This window comes from Stenotrophomonas sp. STEN008 (genome assembly GCF_056760435.1).
This window is the reverse complement of the sequence record NZ_JBRRET010000012.1, coordinates 56747-81196: the sequence shown is the minus strand read 5'-3', so window position 1 is coordinate 81196 and position 24450 is coordinate 56747. Positions and strand designations below refer to the sequence as shown.

Genomic DNA, 24450 nt, shown 5'->3' with positions numbered 1-24450 from the left:
GCACGGCCCGGCGCTACCAGGGGAATGGGCAGGCATCCGGTAGCGCCGGGCCACGCCCGACGTCACCCAGGCCGTTCGGCCACCACCAGCCAGCTGTTGAACGGTGTGCGCCCGTGCAGCGGCCGTGGTGCGGCGACGCGCAATCCCGCTTCGCTCAGTGTCGCCAGCAGGGTCTTCGGCTGGGGATAGTGCCGCGGGCGGGTACCCATCCAGCCCACCAGCCAGGCAAGGCGGTCCGCGACCCGCGTGGTGCGGTCCCGGCCATCACCGGTCGCCAGCGGCGTGCGCAGCAGCAGCCGTCCTCCGGGGGACACCCGCGCGCTTGCGGCACGCAGCAGCGTCTGCTGCGGTCCGGCATCCAGGTACTGCACTACGTCCAGCAGCAGTACATGGCCGACGTGCGACGGCAGCGCAGCCTGCACATCCAGGCATTCGAAGCGCACGGCCGGCAGGCCTTCACCGGCTTGCCGCGCCCGCTCGATCTTGGCGGCGTCCACGTCCACCCCGAGATAGGGCTGGCCGCGCCCGCGCTGGCGCAGCACATGCGCGAACAGGCCCAGTCCGCAACCCAGGTCCAGCACCGGCTGGCCATCCTCGGGCAGCTGTTGCAGCACGCCGTCGTACAACGGATCGCTGCCGAGCTTGCCGCGGGTGTAGTAATAGTCGCGGCGGCTGCCCCAGGCCTGTGCAGGTCGGAACGCCTCGGCGATCGCGCGGGCCTGCGGGGAGGTCAGCGGGGAGCAGGGCAGGGGCGTGCCATTCCGTGGCGTGCCGTCCATCGGGTCAGCCGGCGTCGCCTAGCCGGCGCAGGGCGACCGGCAAGGCACGCTCGCTCCACAATGCATACATGCGCGCGGAGGGGTGCAGACCGTCTTCGGCGATCATCGCCGGGTCGTGACCGTGGACGCGGCTGATGTCGGTGATGTCGACGAAGTCGACGCCGAGGCCACTGCAGACCTGCTCCGCAGCCGCGTTGAACGCGTCGGTTTCGATGCCGATGCGGCCACGGTGTCGGCCGCTGCTGGCGCCGAACGGCGTCACGCCCCAATCGGGAAACGACAGCACCAGCACCCGATCGGTACGGCCGCCGGCAAAACCGATCGCGCGCTGCAGCAGGGCCTGGAACTGCGTGCGGTATTCGTCGAGCGGGCGGCCGCGGTACTGGTTGTTGACCCCGATCAGCAGGCTGACGAAGTCGAACGGCCCCTGCGGGGCGGCCTCGTCGATGCCGGCATCGAGCTCGTCCGTGGTCCAGCCGGTGGTGGCGATGGTCTGCGGATCGGCCAGCGCGACGCCCTGTGCGCGCATCGCGGCGGCCAGCTGATGGGGCCAGCGGCCTTCGACCGCGACGGCCTCACCGATGGTGTAGGAGTCGCCCAGCGCCAGATAGGACAAGCCCACGACTCAGGCCACCGAACGGCGTGGCTTGATCGGTACGACCTTGGTTGCATCCTCGGCGCGGCGGGCCAGCACGCGGTCGATGCGGGCGAACACATCGCGCATCACCGAGGCCTCCGGCAGCAGGGTTACGCGGAAGTGGTTGCGGTAGGGCACGTTGAAGCTGGAACCTGGCACCACCAGCACGCCCTCGTTGTCCATCAGGTCCAGGGCGAAGGTGTGATCGTCGAAGCCCTTGGCGGCAGCGCCGACCACCGCCGGGAAGGCATACAGCGCGCCGGCGGGGGCCACCAGCGACAGATGCTCGCTGGCCTCGCAGGCTTCGATCACCGCGCGGCGGGTTTCGTACAGGCGCCCCCCCGGGGCACACAGTGCCGAAATGGTGTCGGGCCCGTTCACCGCAGCTTCGATGGCGTACTGGCCGGGCACATTGGCGCACAGGCGCAGCGCGCTGAGCAGGTCCATCGCCGCGCGGAAGTCGCCCAGGCGTGCGTCATCGCCGCTGAGGTGCGCCCAACCCACGCGCCAGCCGCAGGCGCGATGCACCTTGCTCAGCCCGCTGAAGGTCAGGCACGGATGGTCGCCCGCCAGCGGTGCGACCGGCTGGAACACCGCCTCGTCATACAGGATCTGGTCGTAGATCTCGTCGACCAGCAGCAGCAGGTTGTGCCGGCGCGCGATGTCCACCACGCGTTCAAGCAGTTCGCGCGGGTAGCTGGCGCCACTGGGATTGTTCGGATTGATCAGCACGATCGCGCGGGTGCGCGAGGACACCAGGGTCTCGATCTCGCTCGGGTCCGGCTGGAAGCCGTTCTCGGCGGCGCAACGGTAGTACACCGGCCGGCCGTCGTTGAGGATGGTGGAGGCCGACCACAACGGGTAGTCCGGGGACGGCACCAGCACTTCATCGCCGGGGTTGAGCAGCGCACGCAGCGACAGGTCGATCAGTTCGCTGACGCCGTTGCCGACGAACACACGGTCCGGGTGCGCGTCGGGAGCGCCGCGACGGCTGTAGTAGGCGGCGATCGCCTCGCGCGCCACCGGCAGGCCCTGCTGGTGGGTATAGGGATCGGTGCGACCCATGTCGTCGGCGATCGCGCGCTGCAGGTGTTCCGGGGCGCGGAAGCCGAAATTGCCGGGGTTGCCGATGTTGAGCTTGATCAGCTTGCGGCCCTGCGCCTCCAGCTCCCGGGCTCGCCGGGCCAGTTCTCCGCGGATTTCGTAGCGCACTTCGGAAAGGCGCTCGCGGGTGGCCAGGGGCTTGGGCGCGGAGGTTGACATGGTCGGTGAGCCGTCGGATGGCATGGAGGTTCCATGGTAGCGGAATTGCTGCACTGCATGGCAAGGCCCCCAGGGCCCGCCGCTGCTGGGCTGGAGCGGCGTTGGCACGGGTAGAATGGAGGCGATGACCCAGACCCCCGATTTCACCGCCCTGCAGACCATCGGCTGGCCCTGGCCGGGCCCGGCGCAGCAGGCCGACTGGCAGGCCATGATGGCCGAGCACCCGCAGGCCCGCCCGGCCCGGGTGATCGAGCAGCACCGTACGCACTATGTCGTGGCCGACGCCCCGGACGCTGCGATCAAGGCCGAATCGCTGCCGGAATGGCAGCGGCCACGCTTTCCCAGCCATGAGCGGCCGGCGGTCGGCGACTGGGTGCTGCTCGACGGCATCCGCATCGTGGCGCTGCTGCCACGTCGCACCGCGATCAAGCGCGGTGCCGCCGGCGAGCATTATCACCAGCAGGTGATCGCGGCCAACATCGATACGGTGTTCATCGTCTGCGGGCTGGATGCGGACTTCAATCCACGCCGTATCGAGCGCTACCTGCTGCTGGTGGGCGGCGGCGGTGCCGAACCGGTGGTGGTGCTGACCAAGGCCGACCAGACCGAATACAGCGAAGATGCGCTGGCGGTGCTGGAAGAACTGGAAATGCAGGGGATCGCCCTGCATGCCATCAATGGCCTGGATGCTGGCAGCGTGGCTGTGCTGCAGCCATGGTTGGGGCCGGGCCGCACCGTGGTGCTGGTGGGCTCCTCCGGCGCCGGCAAATCCACGCTGACCAACACGCTGCTTGGCGAGCAGCGGATGAAGACCAATGCGGTGCGCGCCAACGACTCACGCGGGCGTCATACCACCACCCATCGTGCGCTGATGCCGTTGCCGACCGGCGCCTGCCTGATCGACACGCCCGGCATGCGCGAGCTCAAGCCGACCGGCGAGGAGACGCTGGCCGAAGGGGGCTTCGCCGATATCGAAGCACTGGCCGAACAGTGCCGCTTCCGCGACTGCTCGCATCACCAGGAGCCCGGTTGTGCGGTACGGGCAGCTATCGACGCGGGTGAGATCGAGGAAAGCCGGCTGCTGAACTACTTCAAGTTGAAGGAAGAAGTGGCGGCTGCGGCCGCCAAGCTGGCCGTGCGCCAGGCCGAGACCGCGCAGGAACGTGGTGGCAGGAAAGGCAAGGGCCAGCAGTTCCGTCCGGCAGGAAAGCCGCGACGTCGTTGATGAGGCAGCCGGCCACGGGCGCGGCTGCATGGAGATTCATCCCGGGATGCCGGGGTAACGCCCTCGCTGATGCCGGGGCCCGCGGTGGACAGCGCACGGCCTGGCAGGGCGCTATAGTCCGCGCATGGAAACGACCGCCGTGCTGGATCGCGAGGTGGCCCACCATGCGGCGCTCGATGCGCGGCTGGTCGAGGCCGTGGGTGGCATCCGCCTGCTGGGCCTGACCAGCTGGCCGGCGACGGTGCAGGCACCGTTCCTGGACAGCGTTGCGCGCGGGCAGCCGCAGTTGCCGAAGGTGGACTACCCGAAGCTGGATTTCAGCGAGGAACGCCGCACCTTGGCAGCCATCGCCGCCGACTGCGACGCGGGGCATCCCTTGGGTCACTACGTGCAGCAGTCCGCGCACAGCTGGGACCTGGCCGCACGCCTGCTGGAGGGCCTGGGTACCGCAGCGGTGGACACCTGTTCGGTGCAGCTGTTCGGCGCCCCCGAACAGCCCTTGCCGGGCAATGGCCCGAGCACGCGCGATGCAGCGCGCCATTTCATCCAGATCGCGGCCGAGCTGGACCATGAACTGCTGGCGCCGGAAGAACAGGTGCCGGTGTCTGCGATCGCGCTGCAACTGCAGCTGCAGAACGATCTGGATGCCTTCTTCGAATCGCGGATCATCCAGGTGCAGCTGGATCCGGAACTGGTGTCCAAGGCGGCCGCCGGGCCGACGCGGATCCGCCTGCGTACCAGTGCGCGCTTCAGCGCCTACGATCGTGCACAGCTGTTCCATCACGAAGCGCTGGTGCATTCGCTGACCGCGTTGAATGGCCGGGAGCAGCCGGTGCTGCCCAGCCTGGCTTTGTCCTCACCCCGGGTGACGGCTACCCAGGAAGGGTTGGCCACCTTTGCCGAGCAGATCACCGGCAGCATCGACATCGAGCGCCTGAAGCGGATCAGCCTGCGTACCGAAGCCATCGCCATGGCCCGCGAGGGCGCCGACTTCATCGAGGTGTTCCGCTACTTCTGCGATGCCGGGCAGAACCCGGAAGAGAGCTTCGCATCGGCCCAGCGCGTGTTCCGCGGAGTGCCCCCCGGCGGCGGGCTGGCCTTCACCAAGGACACCGTGTACCTGCGCGGGCTGGTATCGGTGCACACCTTCTTCCGCCACATGCTGGCCGAGGATCGCCTGCAGGTCTGCCGGTGGCTGTTCGCGGGCAAGATGAGCCTGCAGGACGCCATCGCGTTCGCGCCGTTGTTCCAGGCCGGGGTGCTGAAGCCACCGCGCTGGCTGCCGCACTGGGTCAGCCGGGCCAATGGCCTGGCCGGCATGCTGGCATTTTCGCTGTTTGCCAACCGGATACGGATGGACCAGCTGGCGCCGGAATGACATGCGTTGGCGGATCCTGCATGGGCCTGCCTACCCGCGCCATGCAGGAACACTCGATGCGCCGCAGCGCCCGCTTCTGACTTAGAACTCTGCCGCCACCGTCATGAACACCTGCCGCGGTGCGCTGGCGTGGATCGCGTAGCGCTTGCCTTCCGGGTCGGTCGGCGCGAACGAGCTCAGCTGGCCGGCGTAGCGCTTGTTGGTCAGATTGGTCGCGTTCAACGAGACCCGCACGTTGCGCAGTCCCAGCCCAGGGCCGAAGTCATAGCCGGCACCCGCATCGAAGGTGGTCACGCCCGGCACCGACTGATCGTTGGTGTAGGTGTAATAACGCTTGCCGGTGTACTTGGCACGCAGGCTGGCGAAGAAGCCATCGCGGTTCCAGCTGATTTCGCTGGAGGCCATGCGCTGCGGCGTGTCCACCGTGATCTTGCCGGCCACCGGCACCACCGCGCCGCCGGAGATGTAGTCATCTTCGTAGGTGGTCTTGTTCCAGGACAGCGCGTTGTACCACTGCAGGCCATCGACCGGCTTGAGGATGAAGGTCAGTTCCGCGCCGTGGCTCTTCACCGAGCCGACGTTGATGAAGCGTGTCACGCACTCCGGTCGGGTGCCCACTTCGATGCTGGAGCACGGGTTCAGTGACAGCAGGCGGTTGTCGAACGTGACGTTGTAGGCGGCGATCGAGGCCTGGTACTTCTCGCCGAACGTGCGGAAACCGGCCTCCAGGCTCTTCGACTTTTCCGGTTCCAGGTCGGCGCTGGCAGCGAACGATTCCGGTGCCACCTGTAACGGGCCGCCACTGCCACCACCGACGAAGGCGGCGATGTTCTCGGCGTACGAGGCGAACAGCTCGTTGTTGGCGTTGAGCTTGAAGCCCACGCCCAGCTGCGGCAGCACCGACTCCTTGGCCGTCAGCGTGCCGGACGCCAGGCGGGTTTCCACGCCCGGGCGGGCCGTGGCACGCATGCGGGTGTTCGGGCTCTTGATGCCGACATCAACGGTCAGGCGCTGGTCGAGGAAGCGCATGCGGTCCTGCACGTAGAACTGCTGCGTGCGGATGTCGTAGTCCTGGTTGAACAGCAGGCGGTCCGGATTCTTCAGGTACAGGTCGTCCAGGAACGGACCGCTGATGTAGTAGAAATTGCGCGACACGTTGTGGTCGTTCTGCTCGTACCACAGGCCGGCTTCCAGCTGGTGGATGCCAGCCGTCCATGACAGCGCTGCGGTCACGCCGTCGCGGTTGATCGTGTAGTTGGTGCTGCGGATGGAGATCGGCAGCATCCGGTCGGTGCCGGGGTAGGACGGCTGGCCCGGCGCCCACCAGTGACCCTGGCCGCGGTTGTCATGGTGGTAGGCCAGCAGCTTCAGGCGGCCCTGCTCGCCCAGGCGAAGGTCGGCATCGATCGAGTACAGGTTGTCATCGCGCAGCGCACGGCTCTGGTAGTACGCATCGTCGATGCTGGTCACGCCGCCGCTGTAGGCACATCGCGCCGGATCACGCGTAGCCGGCGCGCAGTAGGCGGCGGCCACCGCGCGGTTCCAGTCCGGCGCATAGATGTTCCAGTCCCAGCCCAGGCCCCTGGCCAGCATGTCCTTGGACAGGTAGGCGTAGTTGGCCTGGCTGGCACGCGAGGTCGCCACGAACGCGCCAAAACGATGGTCGCCCACGTTCCACACGGCCTTGGCATTGAACTGGCGGGTGGTCTGGTTCTGATGCGGCGCGGCCCACATGTCCTGGTCCTGGTGAACGCCGGAGACATACGCAGAGAAGCCGTTGAGGTCGCCCGTATCCACGCGCAGGTAACCACGGCGCTGATTGTCGTCGCCGACGGTGACGCTGGCACGGCCGCCGAACTCGGTGGACGGATCGGACGAGAAGTACTGGATGGTGCCGCCGAGATTGCTGGTCGAGGCCACGCCGAGTGAACCGATGCCCTGCGACAGCTCGGCGCCGGCCAGGTTTTCGGCGATCAGCGCACGGGCGATGCTCAGGCCGTTGTAGTTGCCGTAGCTGTTGTCGCCCAGCGGAATGCCATCGAGGGTATAGCCCAGCCGGCTCTTGTCGAATCCGCGCAGGCTGATGGTCTGCGATTCCTCATTGGCGCCGAACGCATCGTTGGACTGCACCGAGACGCCCGGCAGCCGATCGAGGATCTTCTGGCCGCTGGTGCCTGGCGGGAGCACCTGCTTGTCGACGCTGGTGATGCGCTGCACCTGACGGGTCTCGCCTTGGCCGATCACCGAGACGGTATCCAGCGTCTGCGCGCTGGGCGCGGCGTCGATATCGGCGGCGGAGGCGCTGGCAGCGGCGGAAAGCGCGATCGCTACGGCGATCGTCAGGTGTCGAGTCTGCATGGTGGTCCGTTGCATGGGGGATGGGCACCGGCGTGCGTGCGCGATGCCGCCCCACTATGCGAACGGAACATGAAAGCTTCTTTACGGAACACCCATGCGGGTACGCGCCGCCACGTTGGCGGCGCACCCAGGGCGGCTCATTAGCCCATGTACAGCCCACCATTGACCGGATAATCGGCGCCGGTCACATACGACGCCTCGTCCGAGGCCAGCCAGGCGCACAGGCCGGCGACTTCTTCCGGACGGCCCAGGCGCCGCACCGGCACCGATGCGGCCAGGCGGTCCAGGACATCCGGGGGGAAACTGCTGATGGCCTGGCTGGCGATGTAGCCCGGCGAGAGCGTGTTGACCGTCACTCCGCGTGACGCTACTTCAGCGGCAAGCGCCCGGCTGAAGCCATGCATGGCGGCCTTGGCGGTGGCGTAGTTCACCTGGCCGATCTGCCCCTTGTGGGCGCTGACCGAACCGATGTTGATGATGCGTCCCCAGCCCCGCGTGGCCATGCCATCGACCACCTGCTTGGTCAGGTTGAAGAGCGCGTTGAGGTTGGAGGCGATCACCGCATTCCAGTCCTCCACCGTCATCTGCCGGAACAGCAGGTCGCGGCTGCCTCCGGAGTTGTTGACCAGCACGTCCACTTCACCCACTTCCGCGCGCACTTTGGCGAAGGCGGCGCTGGTCGAGGCCCAGTCGGTGGCATTGCCCTCGGAGGCGATGAAGTCAAAGCCCTGCTCGCGCTGCTCGCGCAGCCAGTTGGCCTTGCGCGGCGAGTTCGGCGCACAGCCGGCAACAACGGTATGGCCGGCGCGGGCCAGGCTCTGGCAGATGGCAGTGCCGACACTGCCCATGCCGCTGGTGACGTAAGCGATGCGAAGAGTCATTGCGGAACGCTCCTTGGTAACGGGATCAGGCGGCGAGGGGATACAGGCCGAACAGCAGGCTGCCGACCATCAGCAGCAGCGAGATGGCGATGGCCCATTTCAGGGTGAATTTCTGGTGGTCGGCGAACTCGACCTTGGCCAGGCCCACCAGCAGGTAGGTGGAGGGCACCAGTGGGCTGAGCAGATGCACCGGCTGGCCGGCCAGCGAGGCGCGGGCCATTTCCACCGGCGTGATGCCGTAGTTGCCAGCGGCTTCGGACAGGATCGGCAACACGCCGAAGTAGAACGCGTCGTTGGACATGAAGAAGGTGAACGGCATCGAGGCCACGGCAGTGATCACCGCCAGATAGGGGCCCCACGAATCCGGAATCACCGCCAGGAAGCTGTGCGACATCGCCTCGACCATGCCGGTGTTGTTGAGGATGCCGGTAAAGATGCCCGCCGCGAAGATCAGCGACACCACCGACAGCACGTTGCCGGCGTGGTTGACCACGCGACGGCGCTGCTCGGCCAGGTTCGGGTAATTGATCACCAGGGCAATGGCGAAGCCGACCATGAACAGCACCGGCATCGGCAGCACGCCGACGATCAGCGCGGTCATCAGGACCAGGGTCAGCACCAGGTTCACCCACAGCAGCTTGGGCCGCTTGATGTCCTCGGCATCCTCAACCGTCGGCAGCGCATTGCTGTCGTCGGACACGCTGCTGTCCATCCAGCTGCCGCCCTTGGGCAACGTCACCACGCCCAGCCGGCGGCGTTCCTTCAGACCCAGGTACCACGCCAGCAGCAGCACGCCCGCGCAGGCGATCACCATCGACGGGATCAGCGGCACGAACACATCAGCAGGATCAACGTGCAGTGCGGTGGCGGCGCGTGCGGTCGGGCCGCCCCACGGAGTCAGGTTCATCACGCCACCGGCGAGGATGGTCACGCAGGTCATGTTCAGCGCGTTCATGCCCAGCCGCTGATACAGCGGCAGCATTGCCGAGACCGTGATCATGTACGTGGTCGAGCCATCGCCATCGAGCGAGATCAGCATCGCCAGCACGGCGGTGCCGAGCACGATCTTCATCGGATCGCCCTTGACGAAGCGCAGGATCACCCGCACCAGCGGATCGAACAGTCCCGCGTCGATCATCACGCCGAAGTAGAGGATGGCGAACATCAGCATCACGCCGGTCGGCGCGATCTTCTTGATGCCTTCCAGCATCATTTCGTCGATGCCGGCGCCAAAGCCACCGATCAGCGCGAACAGGATCGGGATGGTGATCAGGGCCACCAGCGGTGACAGCCGCTTGCTCATGATCAAGTACATGAATGTAATGACCATGCCAAAGCCGAGGATGCTCAGCATCATCTGCGGACTCCTTGAGAAAACAGGACGTGGGAAAGGGAGGGGCGGGTGCGGAGGGGGGCGCGGAAGAGGCTCAGAAGTCGTACTGCAGGCGGCCGGTCACGGCGCGCGTGCGGTCCACCGTGATCCCGGCCAGGCGGTCACGGTTGCGGCTTTCGATGACGTTGAGCATGAATCGCAGGTTGTCGCGCAGGTACCAGTTGCCGCCGAGCGTCCAGGCTTCGGTACTGCCACGGCGCAGGTCGGGAGCGCCATCGAGGTGCTGCGCGCCCCACATCCGGTCGTAGCGCAGCGCGACTTCAAAGGCACCGGCCTTGTGGCGGATGTCCTTCACCCTGGCGAAGCGGCCGGTCTTGCGGTCGTAGGCGCGGCTCTCGCCGGTAACGAACCAGCTGAGCATGCCGTAGCCGGCCATGACGTCGCCGCGCTGGGCGCCGTCATCGAAGGTCGCACCGCTGAACTCGCCCTGCCATGACAACGGGCCGCGGACCTGGGCGTACTCCAGTGACCACTTGTTGACGTCGGTATCGCGGCCTGCGGAGAAATCGACCAGGGTCAGGCGGCTCTCATCGGACAGATGGCCGGCGGGGCGCGGGCGGATGCGCAGTGCCGGCACACCGTTGGCGCCAGGGTTGTCGTACGCCTCACGGGCCAGCGACAGGCCCAGGTGCAGTACATCGCCGTCGCTGGGCGAGGGCGCCCAGGTCACGCGGCCGCCGGCGGCGCGCCCCTTCACCTGCCAGGCATCGATGCTCTCCAGGCTGTAGACGCTGGCGGCCCAGGTGAAGTCACCCGGATTGGCCTGCCACGAGGCACCCAGCCGGTACAGCGGCGCCAGTGTGGTACCGGCATTGCCGCGCTCCAGGAAGCTGCCGTAGTTGGAGCTGGTGCGGTCATCCAGCGAGAAGTACTGCTTGAACTGGCCGACCGTCAGCTTGCCGGCCTTGCCGAAGCTGCGTGCCAGGTAGACGTCCTTGGCTTCTACACGGTCGCCGGAGAAGTCGGCTTCCATCTTGTAGTCGACCACGAAGAACCTGCCGGAGACATCCAGCCAGGCGCGGCGGATCTCGGTGTCATCCTTGTTCGGCGTACCGCGGTTGTCATTGTCGAACGTGGCGAAGTCCAGGTGCAGGCGACCGCCCAGCGTGGCGGTGACCGGCCGCTCGTCATCAGCGGCAAAGGCCGGCGCGGCCAACGCAGCCAGGGCCATCATGGCGGCGGAACGCGGCCAGGCAAACGTGAATTCCACAAACCCTCCCAGGTGCGCGCCAGGCGCGCGGCAATCGTGGGCACCGGATGGTGCGCGGCCGCAGTCTGGGTCGCGCAAGCTGTCATCCGCCTGTCAGCGGTTTGTGCGTTGCAGCGTAAAAGCGGCCGCTGCGCTCGCCGGGCATGGCCCGGCGCTACCCCCGTGCAGGCTGTCCGGTAGCGCCGGTCCACGCCCGGCGGGCAGGCCGGGCGGCATGCGGTAGCATTCGCTTCCCCTCCCACGCTTGTCCCCATGCGCCTGCTGCTGGTTGAAGACAACCCGGATCTGGCCGATGCGATCATCCGTCGCATGCGCCGCAGTGGGCACGCGGTGGATTGGCAGGCCGATGGCCTGGCCGCCGCAAGCGTGCTGCGCTACCAGAGTTTTGATCTGGTGGTGCTGGATATCGGCCTGCCCAAGCTTGATGGGCTACGCGTGCTGGCCGGCATGCGCGAGCGCGGCGACAGCACGCCGGTGCTGATGCTGACCGCGCGCGACGGCATCGAGGACCGCGTGCAGGCGCTGGATGTGGGTGCCGATGATTATCTCGGCAAGCCCTTCGACTTCCGCGAGTTCGAGGCGCGTTGCCGCGTGCTGCTGCGACGGGCCCGCGGCCAGGCCAGTGAGGTGGTGCAGGTGGGCGGCTTCCAGTTCGACAATGCCGCGCATCGGGTCACCCTGGATGGTGAGCCCATCGAGCTGCCCAACCGCGAGTACCGTCTGCTGGAAATCCTGGTCGGCCGGTTGGGCCACGTGGTCGGCAAGGATGAGATCGGCAATGGCCTGTTCGGCTTCGATGACGAGGCCGGGCCGAACGCGATCGAGCTCTATGTCGGCCGCCTGCGCAGGAAGCTCGCCGACGCGCCGCTGCGCATCACGACCGTGCGCGGCGTCGGTTACCTGCTCGAGGCCCGCGACGAAGGCGTGGACAGCGATGACTGACGCGCGCCCGGCAGCGGCCGCGCCGGGTTCGCTGCGGCGGACCCTGCTGCTGTATCTGGGTGCGCTGCTGGCGGTGTTCGCAGTCGCCCTGCTGTTTGCCGCACGCGACTACGGCCAGCGTGCGGCCAATCGCTCCTACGATCACCTGCTGGCGTCCTCTGCACTGTCCATCGCCGATTCGGTGGCCCTGGCCGATGGCCAATGGCAGGTCGACCTGCCGTACGCGGCGCTCGACCTGCTGGCGATGGCGCCGGAGGACCGGGTGTTCTACCGCGTCGCGGACAGTCGCGGCACGCTGATCACTGGCTACGGCGACCTGCCGGTGCCACCCCGGCGGCCGGGGAGCCAACCGCAGTTCTTTGATGCGCGCTACAGCGGTGAGACCGTGCGGTTCGTGGTGGTGGGCCGCAGCTTCGCTGCTGCGTCCGCGCAGGGCGAGGTGCTGGTGCAGGTCGGCCAGACCCGGCGCGCGCGCGAGGCGGTGGCGCAGGACATGGTCAATCGGTCGCTGCTGGCGATCGGTGTGCTGTCCGGTCTGCTGCTGGCGCTGGTCGCCTTCGGTGTACACCGTGCATTCCGGCCACTGGTGAGGGTGGAACGCGAACTCTCGCGCCGTGAACCGTCGGACCTGAAGCCGCTGGATGCACGTGTGCCCCGTGAGATGGACCAGATGGTGGCGGCGCTGAACCGCTTCATGGAGCGGCTGTCGAGCAGCAACGAGACCCTGCGCGCGTTCATGGCGGAAGCCGCGCACCAGATGCGTACCCCGCTGGCCGCCCTGCGCGCGCAGGCGCAGCTGGCGCTGGATGATGACGACCCGCAGGACATGCGGCGCAGCCTGCAGGCCATCGAGCGCAATGCCACGCACATGAGCCGGCTGCTCAACCAGCTGCTCAGCGATGCCAGCGTGATCCACCGTTCGCATCTGCAGCGGTTCGCGCCGGTGGATCTGGCAGAAACCGTGCACCAGGCATTGCACGATGCGTTGCCGCAGGCCGGTCCCGCGCCGCGCGTGCAGCTGGCCGTCACTTCCGAGCAGGTGCATGTGCACGGTGATGCGCTGCTGCTGCGCGAGGCGATCAAGAACCTGGTCGACAATGCGTTGAAGTATGGCGGCGATGGTCCGCTGCAGATCGCACTGACGGTCGAGGGCGGCCAGGCGGTGCTGACCATTGCCGACCACGGCCCGGGCATCGCCGCGGCCGACGCCGAACGGGTGTTCGAGCGATTCGCCCGTGGCGAAGGCGTGCCATCCGGTGGCGCCGGCCTGGGGCTGGCCATCGTCAAACGCGTGATCGACAGCCATGCAGGCCATATCGACCTCAGCAACCGCCCGCAGGGGGGGCTGATCGCCACCATCCGCCTGCCCCGGAGCAACCCATGATCCGCCTGTTTGCCGCCGTCATCGCGCTGCTGCTGGCTCTGCCTGCGCAGGCTGCACCCGGCGATGTGCGCCGTTTCCCCGCACGTGAGACCGCCACTGCCCAGCTGCGCATCCACGGCACCACCGACATCGAGGTGTTCGCAGTGGTGATCGCCGATTACCAGCGGCTGCATCCCGGCACGGAAGTGGTGTACGAGGACATCATCACCCAGGATCTGTACGCGCGTTACCTGCAGGACCGCACCAGCCCGGCGTCGCCGGATCTGCTGATCTCCAGCGGCATGGACCTGCAGACCAAGCTGGTCAATGACGGTCATGCCCTGCCACACCGCTCGGCGCAGACCGCGGCGCTGCCGGCCTGGGCACAGTGGCGGGGCGAGGCATTCGGAATCAGCTACGAGCCGGTGGTGATGGTCCACAACACGCGCACATTGCCCGCTGCCAAGGTGCCGCGTACACGCCGGCAGCTGCTGGACCTGCTGCGCGCGGAAGGCGCGCCCCTGCGCGGACGGGTGGGCACCTACGACATCGAACGCAGCAGTGTGGGTTACCTGCTGGCCACGCAGGATGCGCAGCGTGGCAGCATTGCCGGTGCGCTGCTCGGGGCGCTCGGCGACAACGAGGTGGTTCGCGAGGAGCGCACCGGGGTACTGCTGGACAAGGTCGCCAGCGGCCAGCTGTCGCTGGTCTACAATGTGCTCGGCTCGTACGCGCAGGCGCGCATCGATGCCGGCGCGCCACTGGCCATCATCGAGCCGGAGGACTACACGCTGGTGGTGCTGCGCACGGCCGTGATCCCGCGCACCGGTCCGCATCCGGAGGAGGCGCGGCGTTTCCTCGATTACCTGCTGTCGCCGCGCGGCCAGCAGGTGCTGTCGCGCGAGGCGCGGCTGATGCCGATCGTGCGCAGCGATGCCCGGCGCGATGATGCGCCCGGTCGCAGCCGGCGCCCGATCCAGCTCGGGCCGGGACTGCTGGTCTACCTGGACGCGCTCAAGCGGCGCCAGTTCCTCGATGCCTGGCGCAGCAGCGTGGAGCCGGCGGGGCGCTGATGCCCTGGTAGCGCCGGGCCATGCCCGGCGGATGCAGTGCGCTGCCCGTACAATGGCCGCATGAGCGAATACACCATCCTGATCGCCGATGACCACCCGTTGCTGCGTTCGGCGGTGGTGCAGTCATTGCGGCAGAGCCTGCCGCTTGCCCAGGTGCGCGAGGTGGCCAGTGCCGAAGCGCTCGCCGAGGCGCTGGATGCGCATCCTGACGTGGACCTGGTGCTGCTCGACCTGACCATGCCCGGTGCCCACGGTTTCTCCGCGCTGCTGCACGTGCGCGGCTCGCATCCGGACATTCCGGTGGTGATCCTGTCGTCCAACGATCATCCCCGGGTGATCCGGCGCGCGCAGCAGTTCGGCGCAGCCGGTTTCATCCCGAAGTCGGCGCCCGCCGAGACCATTGGCGAGGCGGTGACGGCGGTGCTGGAGGGTGGCCTGTGGTTCCCGGCGATGGCGGCCGAGCGTTCTGAGGCCGATGCACTGCTGGCCAGCCGCCTGGCGCAGCTGACACCGCAGCAGTTCCGGGTGCTGCTGTGCCTGGCCGATGGCCTGCTCAACAAGCAGATTGCCTACACGCTGGGGTTGGCCGAAAACACGGTGAAGGTGCATGTCACCGCGATCCTGAAGAAGCTCGAATGCCACAGCCGCACGCAGGCCGCGGTGCTGGTGAAGGCGCTTGAGCCGGAAGGTGATGCAGGAGCGCCGTGAATCCGTCCCTGGAGGCTTGGCTGCCGCATCCATGCGGCGGACGCCCCCGCGAACCCAACCCGGCCGATCTCTGACAGATTTCGGTGGCCTGCCCCTGCGGAGAAGAAAAAAGATCAAAAGCAGAAGCAGCCTGTCCGGCCGCCTTCTGTGGAGCCGAGCATGGGCTCGGCTCTACACGAGCACGCGCGGCGTCGCGACCCGCGTTTGATCTTCTTTTTCTTCCACGTGGGTGGACGAATAAGGAACCTGCCCGGCCTCAACCATGGACTGCTTTACGTGCCACCGGCGAGGGGCTGCGCCGTTGGCTGGAATCACCCGCGATGGCGGATCAGCAACTGGCTCATCAGCGCCCGCAGCGCCGGCGGCTTCACCGGCTTGGCCATCATGCCCCAGCCACGTTCGGCCGCCATTTCGCGCAGTCCTGCGTCGCGCTCGGCGGTCACCAGCACCACCGGCGGCCGTGCCTGCCAGTGCTCGGCCAGCACTTCGTACAGCACCGGCCCGTGATGGTCGCCCATGCGAACGTCCAGCAGCACCAGCTCCGGGACGGACCCCACGCCGGCCAGCTGCAGCGCGGCCTGGGGGCCATCGGCCAGCACCACCTCGCATCCCCAGCGCTCCAGCAGGGCACGGCTGGCAGCGCAGACATGCGGATCATCATCGATCACCCACACGCGGCGGCCGCGCAGCGGATTGTCTGCCGCCGGTTCCTGTGCCTGCGCCGGTGCCTGCGCAACAGCGGGAATCGCGTTGGCATCGCCAAGAGGTACGCCCACTGCGAACACGCTGCCTCGCCCCAGTTGCGAGCGCAGGCGGATCGGATGGCCGAGCAGGCGGCCGATACGGTCGACGATTGCCAGGCCCAGGCCGGCGCCGCGCTGGTGACCATCGTGCAGACGGCGGAATTCCTCGAAGATTTCACCCTGCAGCGCATCAGGAATGCCGGGGCCCTGGTCATGCACTTCAATCCACAACTGGTCTCCGCGCCGGCGGCAGCCGAGCAGCACCCGGCCACGCTCGCTGTAGCGCAGTGCGTTGGACAGGAAATTCTGCAGGATGCGGCGCAGCAGTGCTTCGTCGCTGACCACCACCGCGCGGGTATCCACCCAGTCCACGACCAGCCCGCGTGTCTGCGCGGCGATGCCGAACTCGCGTGCCAGCGTCTGCAGCAGCGGGCCCAGCCGGAACGCATGCACGCGCGTGGGCAGGCTGCCTGACTCCAGTCGCGCGATGTCGAGCAGGCTGTTGAGGATGGCATCCTGCGCGGCCAGTGCGGCATCGATGTGGTCGGTGGTCTGCTGTTGCGCCGGGTCGGTCAGCTTGCCGCGCAGCACGGAGACGAACATGCGCGCGGCGTTCAACGGTTGCAGCAGGTCGTGCACCGCGGATGCGACGAAACGGGTCTTGTAGCGGTTGGCCTGTTCGGCTTCGCGGCGGGCCTCGTCGAGGTCATGGGTGCGCTCGGCCACGCGGTGTTCCAGCGCATCGGCCAGTGACCGCAGTTCGCGTGCAGCGTTCTTGTAGCTGGTGATGTCGGCGTAGCTGGTGACGAAGCCGCCATCAGGCAGCGGATTGCCACGGATCTCCAGAACGGTGCCATCGTCCTTTTCGCTCTCGCGCATGTGCGGGCGGCCACTGCGCAGGTGATTCAGGCGACGCTCGATGGCCTCGTCGATCGGCCCCGGCCCGAGCAGGCCGCGGCGTGCGTTGTAGCGGAACAGTTCTTCGATGGGCCGGCCGACACGGACCAGCCCCGGCGGGAAGCGGAACAGTTCCAGATAGCGCGAATTCCAGGCGACCAGGCGCTGTTCGCGATCAATGATCACCACGCCCTGCGGCAGGTGCTCCAGGCTGCGGCTCAGGCCGCTGTCGGCATCGGTGGCAGCCTGCAGCAATCCGTCCTGGGCGGTGCGCAGTTCCTGTGCATGCTGCTTGAGCAGGGTTTCCAGTTCGCTGCGGCTGCGCTGGCGGTGCCGGGCCAGGCGCCGGCGCTGCTGCACGAACAGCAGCAGGAACCCCAGTGCCAGCCACGCAGCGGCGCCGGCCAGGGCGGCACCGCGTCCGGCGCTGGTGGCGGCACTGGCATCGTGCAGCAGATGCAGGTTCCAGTGTTCGTCGGGCAGCGCCAGGCTCTGCCACAGCATCGCCTGCGGCAGCACCGGGTCGAGCAGGCGCACCATGCGGCCACCATCGGCCAGCACATCCTCGGTACGCACCCGCAGCGGCTGCAACGAGCGGTCGGCATACTGGCGGGCATCAAGCATCTCGCGGCGCTCGTCCGCGCCCAGCGGCCGCAGCAGGCGGTAGCGCCAGGCATCGCGGTTGGACAGGAACACTACGTCATGGTTGTCGCTGGCCAGCACCACGTCGGGGCTGTTCAGCCACTCCTGTTCCAGCGCCGACAGCTCGATCTTGATCACGATCACGCCGATGCGCTGGCCGCGGTCGTCGACGATCGCCTCGGACATGAAATAGCCGGGCACGCCGGTGGTCATGCCGATGCCGTAGAAGCGGCCGCGGCCGTGGGCCAGGGCCTGCTGGTAATAGGGCCGGTAGCTGTAGTCCTCGCCGACGTTGGTGGTCGGCTGGTCCCAGTTGCTGGCCGCGACCGCGACGCCATCGCGGCCGACCAGGGTCAGGGTGGAGGTTCGGGTGACCTGGTTGGCGCGCTGCAGTTTCAGGTTCAGCTGCTGGCGCTCGGCGGGCGAGGGCGGCGTGCGCAGTACGCGCAGCAGGTCCGGGTCCAGTGCCATCACCTGCGGCAGGGTGCCGAAGCGGTCGATACGCTGCTGCAGGCCCTGGCCGTACAGCTGCAGCTGGCGCTGGACCTGCGTGCTCTCGGCAGCCAGGGCGCTGCGCCACGCGTAGTGGCCCGCCGCGATCGCGCACAGCACGGTGCCTCCGGCCAGCGCGAGGAGGGTCAGCAGCAGCATCCGGTGGCGGCCGAGCCAGTACATGGCGGCAGTCTACGCAGTGAGGGCGGGCATGACGTGCATGCCCGCCGGATTCCGCACCGTGGCGCGGATCAGAAGTGCATCTGTGCGCGCAGTTCGAAGATCTCCGGGGTGCTGTGCACACCGCGGCGGCTGGCATCGACCTTGACGTAGTTGGCCTGGAACTTGAAATGGCTGGTCAGGTACCAGTTCGCGCCGAGGGTAAGGTCGTGCTGACGCCCCCCCAGGATGCTGCCGTCGTCCAGATCCAGGCGGCTGTAGCGTGCCACCAGCTCGACCGCGCCGTAGTCGTGGGCGGGCTTGATGTTGGCCACGGCGCCGGCGTTGTACGGACGGGACTCGCCGGTCAGCACCCAGCTGGCCATCGCGTACTGGCCGTGGCCGGTGTAGTCGGGCTTGCCGTCGTTGCGGGTGACAGTGGCCTGCAGCGCTTCGGCCTGCAGCGAGAAGGGGCCACGGATCCAGATGCCTTCCAGGCCGGTGCGGCGGATCTGGTCGGCGGTCACCAGCGCGCCGGAATCCACGTAGCGGATGTCGGTCAGGCCGGCTTCCGGGCGCGCGCGCAACCGTGCGCTGGCCTCGTGATGGACGTCACGGCCATCGCGGTAGCCGCGCGGGTTTTCCTGCGAGTAGGCCAGGCCCAGGTGGATCACATCGCCAGGCGCCTTCACCGGCGTCCACACCGCACGAACCGCCTGCGTGGTGCCGGGGTTGTCGCCCTGCAGGTCCTTGCCGCCGTAGGCACCGGCCTGCAGCAGGTACTGCGGGCGCTCCAGCACCCATTCCACACCGGTGCGGCGGCCGGCGTAGAACGCCTGCACCGGCAGCGCGGTCTCCAGGAAGCTACCGGCGCGCGAGGAGGTGTTGGCATCCAGGCCGACCGGCGTCTTCATGTAGCCGAAGCGGAAGCGGCCGATGTCGCGGCCCACGAAGGCCTTGCTCTCCAGGCGCAGGAACACGTCCAGCCAGGTGTCGGCCTGGAAGTCGTAGTACACCATCGCGTCGTACACGCCCTTCTTCTTCAGCGTGGCGCCGAATTCCTTGCGGCGCACGGCATCGTCATCGTCCAGGCCACTGCCGGAGGAGAAATCGTTGTAGTCGTAGGCGATGTTGGCGGTGGCCGCCAGCTCGGTGCCGTCGCCGAACGCGTACTTGGTCGGCCAGTTGTCGAAATCGGCAGCGGACGCGAAGGCGGGCAGGGCGGCCAGCGACAGGGCCAGCAGGGTGGGAATGGGGCGCATGTTGGGTGCGGCTCTCTCGGATTGCGTAGGGTCAGGACAACAACGGCCGCCAGGGCCGGAACTTGGGCAGGGACGCCACGGGCCGTTCAGCCCGCGCCACCGGCCTCCCGGCGCGGTGCGATGCCGGGCCAGTTTAGGGGTCCCGGCCACCTGAACCGGGGGGCTAGTACCAATAGGTTATCTGCGTTGGCGTGCCCGGCGCGTACAAAGGCGTCCATTGGTCGCCACCCTGCGCGTGGAGCGAGGGGGGCGGTGACCAGCTTCCACGGTATCGGCTCCCATGCAGTTCCGGGGCCGTACGTGCCTGAAAACGCCCTTCCCCGGAGTCCGCCATGCACATCCCGACCGCTGCCCCGGCGCCTGCAAAGCCGTTGCCGATCTACCGCCAGCTGTACTTCCAGGTGATCGTGGCGATCGTCCTGGGCGCCATCCTCGGCCATTACGAACCCCTGATCGGCGAGAAGATGAAGCCGCTCGGCGATGCCTTCATCAACCTGGTGAAGATGATCATCGCGCCGGTGATCTTCCTGACCATCGTCACCGGCATTGCCGGCATGACCCATCTGCGCACGGTCGGCCGCGTGTTCGCCAAGGCCATGGCCTACTTCCTGTTCTTCTCCACGCTGGCGCTGGTCGTGGGCATGATCGTGGCCCACGTGGTACAGCCTGGCGCGGGCATGAACATCAACCCGGCCGAGCTGGACCAGACCGCGGTGCACAGCTACGTCGAGAAGTCGCATGACCTGACCCTGGTCGGCTTCCTGATGGATGTCATCCCGAAGACGCTGATCAGCGCCTTCGTGGACGGCAACATCCTGCAGGTGCTGTTCGTGGCCGTGCTGTTCGGCATCGCGCTGGCGTCGGTCGGCGAGAAGGGCAAGCCGATCCAGAACTTCCTCGAAGCGCTGGTGGCTCCGGTGTTCAAGCTCGTGCACATGCTGATGAAGGCTGCTCCGATCGGTGCCTTCGGCGCGATCGCCTTCACCATCGGCAAGTACGGCGTGGGGTCGTTGATCAACCTGGCCTGGCTGGTCGGTTCGTTCTACATCACCGCCTTCCTGTTCGTGGCGGTCATCCTGGGCGTGGTCTGCCGCCTGTGCGGGTTCTCGGTGTTCAAGCTGGCCCGCTACCTGAAGGCCGAACTGCTGCTGGTGCTGGGTACCTCTTCGTCCGAGTCGGCGCTGCCGTCGCTGATGGAGAAGATGGAGCGGGCCGGCTGCAGCAAGTCGGTGGTGGGCCTGGTGGTCCCCACCGGCTACTCGTTCAACCTGGACGGCACCAACATCTACATGACCCTGGCGGCGCTGTTCATCGCCCAGGCCACCAACACCGAACTGACCCTGGGCCACCAGATCGCGCTGCTGCTGGTCGCCATGCTCAGCTCCAAGGGCGCGGCCGGCGTCACCGGTGCCGGCTTCATCACCCTGGCGGCCACCCTGGCCGTGGTGCCGGAAGTGCCCGTGGCCGGCATGGCGCTGATCCTCGGCGTGGACCGTTTCATGAGCGAATGCCGTTCGCTGACCAACTTCATCGGCAATGCCGTGGCCACCGTGGTGGTTTCGCGCTGGGAAGGCGCACTGGACCGTGACCGCCTGAAGCTGGCGCTGGACGGTCGCGAAAGCGAACTGCCGCCGCCGGTCGATGCCGTGCCGGAGGCACTGCCCGCCAAGGGCTGATCCAGGTGTGTGGTACCGCGGGGCCGGTCACGTGAGTGGTGCGGCCCCGCGGCGTTTCAAGGCGTCCCATGGCTGTCATGGGCAGCGCCGAAGCTGGTGGCTCCAGGTTGTCGCATACGCCAGGGAATTGTGCGGTCGCAGCATGCCTGCGACAGGATAGCGACAGGTCCGGGCGCCCCAACGGGGGTATGATCCCCTGTCCCTCTTGCCCATTCATGTATCCAACGTCGATGTCCAACGAAGATTTCAAACAGGCCGCCCTCGATTACCACCGGATGTCCCCGCCGGGCAAGATCAAGGTCTCCGCGACCAAGCCGATGCTGACCCAGCGCGACCTGTCGCTGGCGTACTCGCCGGGCGTGGCGTACGCCTGTGAAGCAATCAAGGCCGACCCGCAGCAGGCCAGCGAGCTGACCGCCCGCGGCAACCTGGTGGCGGTGATCTCCAACGGCACCGCGGTGCTGGGCCTGGGCAACATCGGCGCACTGGCCGGCAAGCCGGTGATGGAAGGCAAGGGCGTGCTGTTCCAGAAGTTCGCCGGCATCGATGTGTTCGACATCGAAGTGGACGAAACCGATCCGGACAAGCTGGTCGATATCATCGCCTCGCTGGAGCCGACCTTCGGCGGCATCAACCTGGAAGACATCAAGGCGCCGGAATGCTTCGTGGTCGAGCGCAAGCTGCGCGAGCGCATGAAGATCCCGGTGTTCCATGACGACCAGCACGGTACGGCGATCATCGTCGGCGCGGCGGTGCTGAACGCCATGGCGATCACCGGCAAGAAGATCGAGGAGGTGAAGCTGGCGACCACGGGCATGGGCGCGGCGGGCGTTTCCTGCGTCAACATGCTGGTGCAGCTGGGCCTGAAGCCGGAGAACATCCTGGCGTTCGACCGCGAGGGCGTGATCCACACCGGTCGTACCGATCTGGACCCGGAAAAGCAGCGTTACGCACGCGACACCGACAAGCGCACCCTGGCCGAGATCGTCGACGGCGCGGATATCTTCCTGGGCCTGTCGGCGCCCGGCATCCTCACCGCCGAAATGGTCAAGACCATGGCGCCGGACCCGGTGATCTTCGCACTGGCCAATCCGACCCCGGAAATCATGCCGGAAGTGGCGCGTGCGGCGCGTCCGGACGCGATCATCGGCACCGGCCGTTCGGATTACCCGAACCAGGTCAACAACGTGCTGTGCTTCCCGTACCTGTTCCGCGGTGCGCTGGACGTGGGCGCCACCGCGATCAACGAGGAAATGAAGATCGCCTGCGTGCGCGCCATCGCCGCACTGGCACGCCGCGCCGCGACCGACATGGGCTCGGCCTACGGCGGTGAAACCCCGAGCTTCGGCCGCGAGTACCTGATCCCGCGCCCGTTCGATCGCCGCCTGCTGGTGGAGCTGTCCGCTGCCGTGGCCCAGGCCGCGATGGACTCGGGGGTGGCCGCCCGGCCGATCGCCGACATGGGCGCCTACCGTGACAAGCTGGCCCAGTTCGTCTACCGCACCAGCCTGATGATGAAGCCGGTGTACGACCGTGCACGCACCGACAAGCAGCGCGTGGTCTACGCCGAAGGCGAAGAGGAAGTGGTGCTGCAGGCGGTGCAGAACGTGGTCGATGAAGGGCTCGCACATCCGATCCTGATCGGCCGGCCGGACGTGATCGAAGCGCGCATCGAGCGCCTGGGCCTGCGCCTGAAGGCCGGTGAGCACTTCGAGATCACCAACATCAATGACGATCCGCGCTTCAACGAATACTGGCAGTACTACCACGGGCTGACCGGTCGTCGCGGCGTCACCGTGGCGGCGGCGAAGAACCTGATGCGTTCGCGGCCGACCCTGATCGCCGCGGTGATGGTCGCGCGTGGCGAAGCCGATGCAATGCTGACCGGCATCGTCGGCCGTTTCCACAAGAAGCTGGGTTATGTCCGCAGCGTGCTGCCGCTGGAGCCGAAGGTCACCTCGACCTCGGCGATGACCGGCGTCATCAACCAGCAGGGCGTGTTCTTCTTCGTCGACACGCACGTGCAGGAAGATCCCAGTGCCGAGCAGATCTGCGAGGCGACCCTGCAGGCTGCGTACCGCATGAAACTGTTCGGCATCGAACCGAAGGTGGCGCTGCTGTCGCACTCCAATTTCGGCAGCCACGATTCCAAGGACGCGCTGAAGATGCGCCAGGTCCGCGAGCTGCTGCTCAAGCGCAATCCGCGCCTGAACGTGGACGGCGAGATGCAGGGCGATACCGCCTGGGACGAGGCGCTGCGCCAGAAACTGCTGCCGGGTTCCACCCTGCAGGGTCGCGCCAACCTGTTCGTGCTGCCCAATCTGGAAGCGGCCAACATCGCCTACAACCTGGTGCGTGTGTTCACCGATGGCGTGGCGATCGGCCCGATCCTGATGGGCGTGAACAAGCCGGTGCACATCCTGACCACCAGCGCGACCTCGCGCCGCATCCTGAACATGACCGCCATCGCTGCGGTCGATGCGCAGATCCGCAAGCAGCTGGAAGCGGAAAAGAAGGCGTAATCCTTCGTCACCGCGATCGGTAGCGCCGGGCCATGCCCGGCGAGCGCGCAGCGCGGCAAATCAGGCATTCCGCCGGGCATGGCCCGGCGCTACCGGTCAGCGCTTGCCGGGTCGTGCCGGTGCCGGCGGCGGGGCATCCGAACGCGGCTTGGCGTACTCGGCCCATAGCGCCGGCAGGCCCTTGCCGGTGTGCTGCTGCCACAGCGCCAGGGTGTACTGGCCGTTGCGCAGGGCCTTGTCCAGCGCGAGTACCAAGCCGGGGTGTCCAGCTTCGGCCCATTTCAGGAAGGCCCCGGTTACCCGGTAGCCGCTTTCCACGCTCTGGCCCTTGCCCACTTTTTCCGGCAGCGCCCAGCCCGCTGCGGCATTGTCCGTGCCGTAGCGGTCGCGGGCGTAGTCGGCGATGCCTTCCACCAGCCAGCCCGGCACCCGCGTGTCGCCGTAGCTCGGGTAGCCCTGCACGATGTGCATCGCCTCGTGGGTCACCAGGTCGATGTCATCGGGGTGCTTCACCAGCCAGCCCGGGTTGATGGTGATGGTGCTCGCCTTGTCCTTCTCGCCCACGTAGGCGACGCCGTCGTAGGCCGGATCGATCACGATGTGCACCTCGGCCGGTGCCGCCGGGTGGAAGTCCGCCCGTTCGCGCAGGTAGGCGGAATAGAACGTATCGACGATGCGCTGGCGTGCCGGTGCGGCCAGCGCACCGGTCGCATCCTGGTAGTGCAACGTGATGCCTTCGCGGGTGAACTGGCCATCGAAGGCCCGGGGCTGCGACGGCTGGGCCAGCGCAATGCCGGGCAGGGTGAATGCAGCAAGTGCAAGAGTCAGCAGGCGAATGCGCATTGGG

At 67.5% G+C, this 24450-nt stretch carries 18 protein-coding genes; 8 read left to right on the top strand and 10 right to left on the bottom strand.

What is annotated here, in order from left to right; all coding sequences use genetic code 11:
• Positions 1–62: 62 nt before the first annotated feature.
• Genes ACVOME_RS08470 through ACVOME_RS08460 form a run of 3 tightly spaced genes read right to left on the bottom strand, consistent with a single transcriptional unit; the run spans position 63 to position 2679 of the window.
• On the bottom strand, positions 63–779 hold the full coding sequence (locus tag ACVOME_RS08470) for a class I SAM-dependent methyltransferase (RefSeq protein WP_053517426.1): 717 nt from the start codon (positions 777–779) through the stop codon (positions 63–65).
• Positions 780–783: 4 nt separating this feature from the next.
• Positions 784–1401, bottom strand: coding sequence for an SGNH/GDSL hydrolase family protein (locus ACVOME_RS08465; protein WP_065175127.1), 618 nt, complete (start codon positions 1399–1401; stop codon positions 784–786).
• Between the two features lie 3 nt (positions 1402–1404).
• The gene (locus ACVOME_RS08460) at positions 1405–2679 is read right to left on the bottom strand and encodes a pyridoxal phosphate-dependent aminotransferase (RefSeq protein ID WP_180875858.1); all 1275 of its coding nucleotides are present in this window, start codon (positions 2677–2679) and stop codon (positions 1405–1407) included.
• A gap of 115 nt (positions 2680–2794) precedes the next feature.
• Between ACVOME_RS08460 and rsgA the strand changes: the two genes are divergently transcribed.
• Together rsgA and ACVOME_RS08450 are read left to right on the top strand one after the other, a co-directional pair.
• On the top strand, positions 2795–3904 hold the full coding sequence (gene rsgA / locus ACVOME_RS08455) for a ribosome small subunit-dependent GTPase A (RefSeq protein WP_065175126.1): 1110 nt from the start codon (positions 2795–2797) through the stop codon (positions 3902–3904).
• A gap of 124 nt (positions 3905–4028) precedes the next feature.
• Positions 4029–5282: a flavohemoglobin expression-modulating QEGLA motif protein gene (locus ACVOME_RS08450; protein ID WP_065175125.1), complete on the top strand. Its 1254-nt coding sequence runs from the start codon at positions 4029–4031 to the stop codon at positions 5280–5282.
• 81 nt (positions 5283–5363) lie between these two features.
• On the opposite strand, the gene ACVOME_RS08445 is transcribed toward ACVOME_RS08450, so the two are convergent.
• From ACVOME_RS08445 to ACVOME_RS08430, 4 genes are all read right to left on the bottom strand, one after another.
• The gene (locus ACVOME_RS08445; protein WP_481504975.1) at positions 5364–7640 is read right to left on the bottom strand and encodes a TonB-dependent receptor; all 2277 of its coding nucleotides are present in this window, start codon (positions 7638–7640) and stop codon (positions 5364–5366) included.
• Between the two features lie 140 nt (positions 7641–7780).
• A complete protein-coding gene (phbB, locus tag ACVOME_RS08440; RefSeq protein WP_053517420.1) occupies positions 7781–8521 on the bottom strand; it encodes an acetoacetyl-CoA reductase in 741 nt (246 codons plus the stop codon).
• A gap of 25 nt (positions 8522–8546) precedes the next feature.
• The gene (locus tag ACVOME_RS08435; protein WP_053517450.1) at positions 8547–9875 is read right to left on the bottom strand and encodes a CitMHS family transporter; all 1329 of its coding nucleotides are present in this window, start codon (positions 9873–9875) and stop codon (positions 8547–8549) included.
• 73 nt (positions 9876–9948) lie between these two features.
• Positions 9949–11088 (bottom strand): OprO/OprP family phosphate-selective porin, encoded by a 1140-nt coding sequence (locus tag ACVOME_RS08430; protein WP_065175123.1) that lies wholly within the window; start codon positions 11086–11088, stop codon positions 9949–9951.
• Positions 11089–11376: 288 nt separating this feature from the next.
• On the opposite strand from ACVOME_RS08430, the gene ACVOME_RS08425 reads away from it, so the two are divergent.
• The 4 genes from ACVOME_RS08425 to ACVOME_RS08410 are packed head-to-tail and all read left to right on the top strand — an operon-like array spanning position 11377 to position 15210.
• Complete coding sequence (locus ACVOME_RS08425) at positions 11377–12066, top strand: response regulator transcription factor (RefSeq protein WP_476340474.1); 690 nt, start codon at positions 11377–11379, stop codon at positions 12064–12066.
• Complete coding sequence (locus ACVOME_RS08420; RefSeq protein ID WP_476340476.1) at positions 12059–13450, top strand: sensor histidine kinase; 1392 nt, start codon at positions 12059–12061, stop codon at positions 13448–13450. The genes ACVOME_RS08425 and ACVOME_RS08420 overlap by 8 nt, the downstream gene beginning before the upstream one ends.
• On the top strand, positions 13447–14502 hold the full coding sequence (locus tag ACVOME_RS08415; protein ID WP_481504974.1) for an ABC transporter substrate-binding protein: 1056 nt from the start codon (positions 13447–13449) through the stop codon (positions 14500–14502). The genes ACVOME_RS08420 and ACVOME_RS08415 overlap by 4 nt, the downstream gene beginning before the upstream one ends.
• A 60-nt stretch (positions 14503–14562) precedes the next feature.
• Complete coding sequence (locus ACVOME_RS08410; RefSeq protein WP_053517414.1) at positions 14563–15210, top strand: response regulator; 648 nt, start codon at positions 14563–14565, stop codon at positions 15208–15210.
• 311 nt (positions 15211–15521) lie between these two features.
• Here the strand turns inward: ACVOME_RS08410 and ACVOME_RS08405 are convergent, their stop codons facing one another.
• Positions 15522–18167, bottom strand: coding sequence for a hybrid sensor histidine kinase/response regulator (locus tag ACVOME_RS08405; RefSeq protein WP_180875860.1), 2646 nt, complete (start codon positions 18165–18167; stop codon positions 15522–15524).
• 68 nt (positions 18168–18235) lie between these two features.
• Entirely contained in the window at positions 18236–19405 is a 1170-nt protein-coding gene (locus ACVOME_RS08400; RefSeq protein WP_053517412.1) for an OprO/OprP family phosphate-selective porin, read from the bottom strand.
• Between the two features lie 332 nt (positions 19406–19737).
• Between ACVOME_RS08400 and ACVOME_RS08395 the strand changes: the two genes are divergently transcribed.
• Entirely contained in the window at positions 19738–21081 is a 1344-nt protein-coding gene (locus ACVOME_RS08395; protein ID WP_053517411.1) for a dicarboxylate/amino acid:cation symporter, read from the top strand.
• A 230-nt stretch (positions 21082–21311) separates the two neighbouring features.
• Positions 21312–23603 carry an NADP-dependent malic enzyme gene (locus ACVOME_RS08390; protein WP_065175119.1) on the top strand — a complete coding sequence of 764 codons (2292 nt, stop codon included), beginning with the start codon at positions 21312–21314 and terminating at the stop codon, positions 23601–23603.
• A 96-nt stretch (positions 23604–23699) separates the two neighbouring features.
• On the opposite strand, the gene ACVOME_RS08385 is transcribed toward ACVOME_RS08390, so the two are convergent.
• On the bottom strand, positions 23700–24446 hold the full coding sequence (locus ACVOME_RS08385) for a basic secretory protein-like protein (protein WP_340044939.1): 747 nt from the start codon (positions 24444–24446) through the stop codon (positions 23700–23702).
• Positions 24447–24450: the final 4 nt, after the last annotated feature.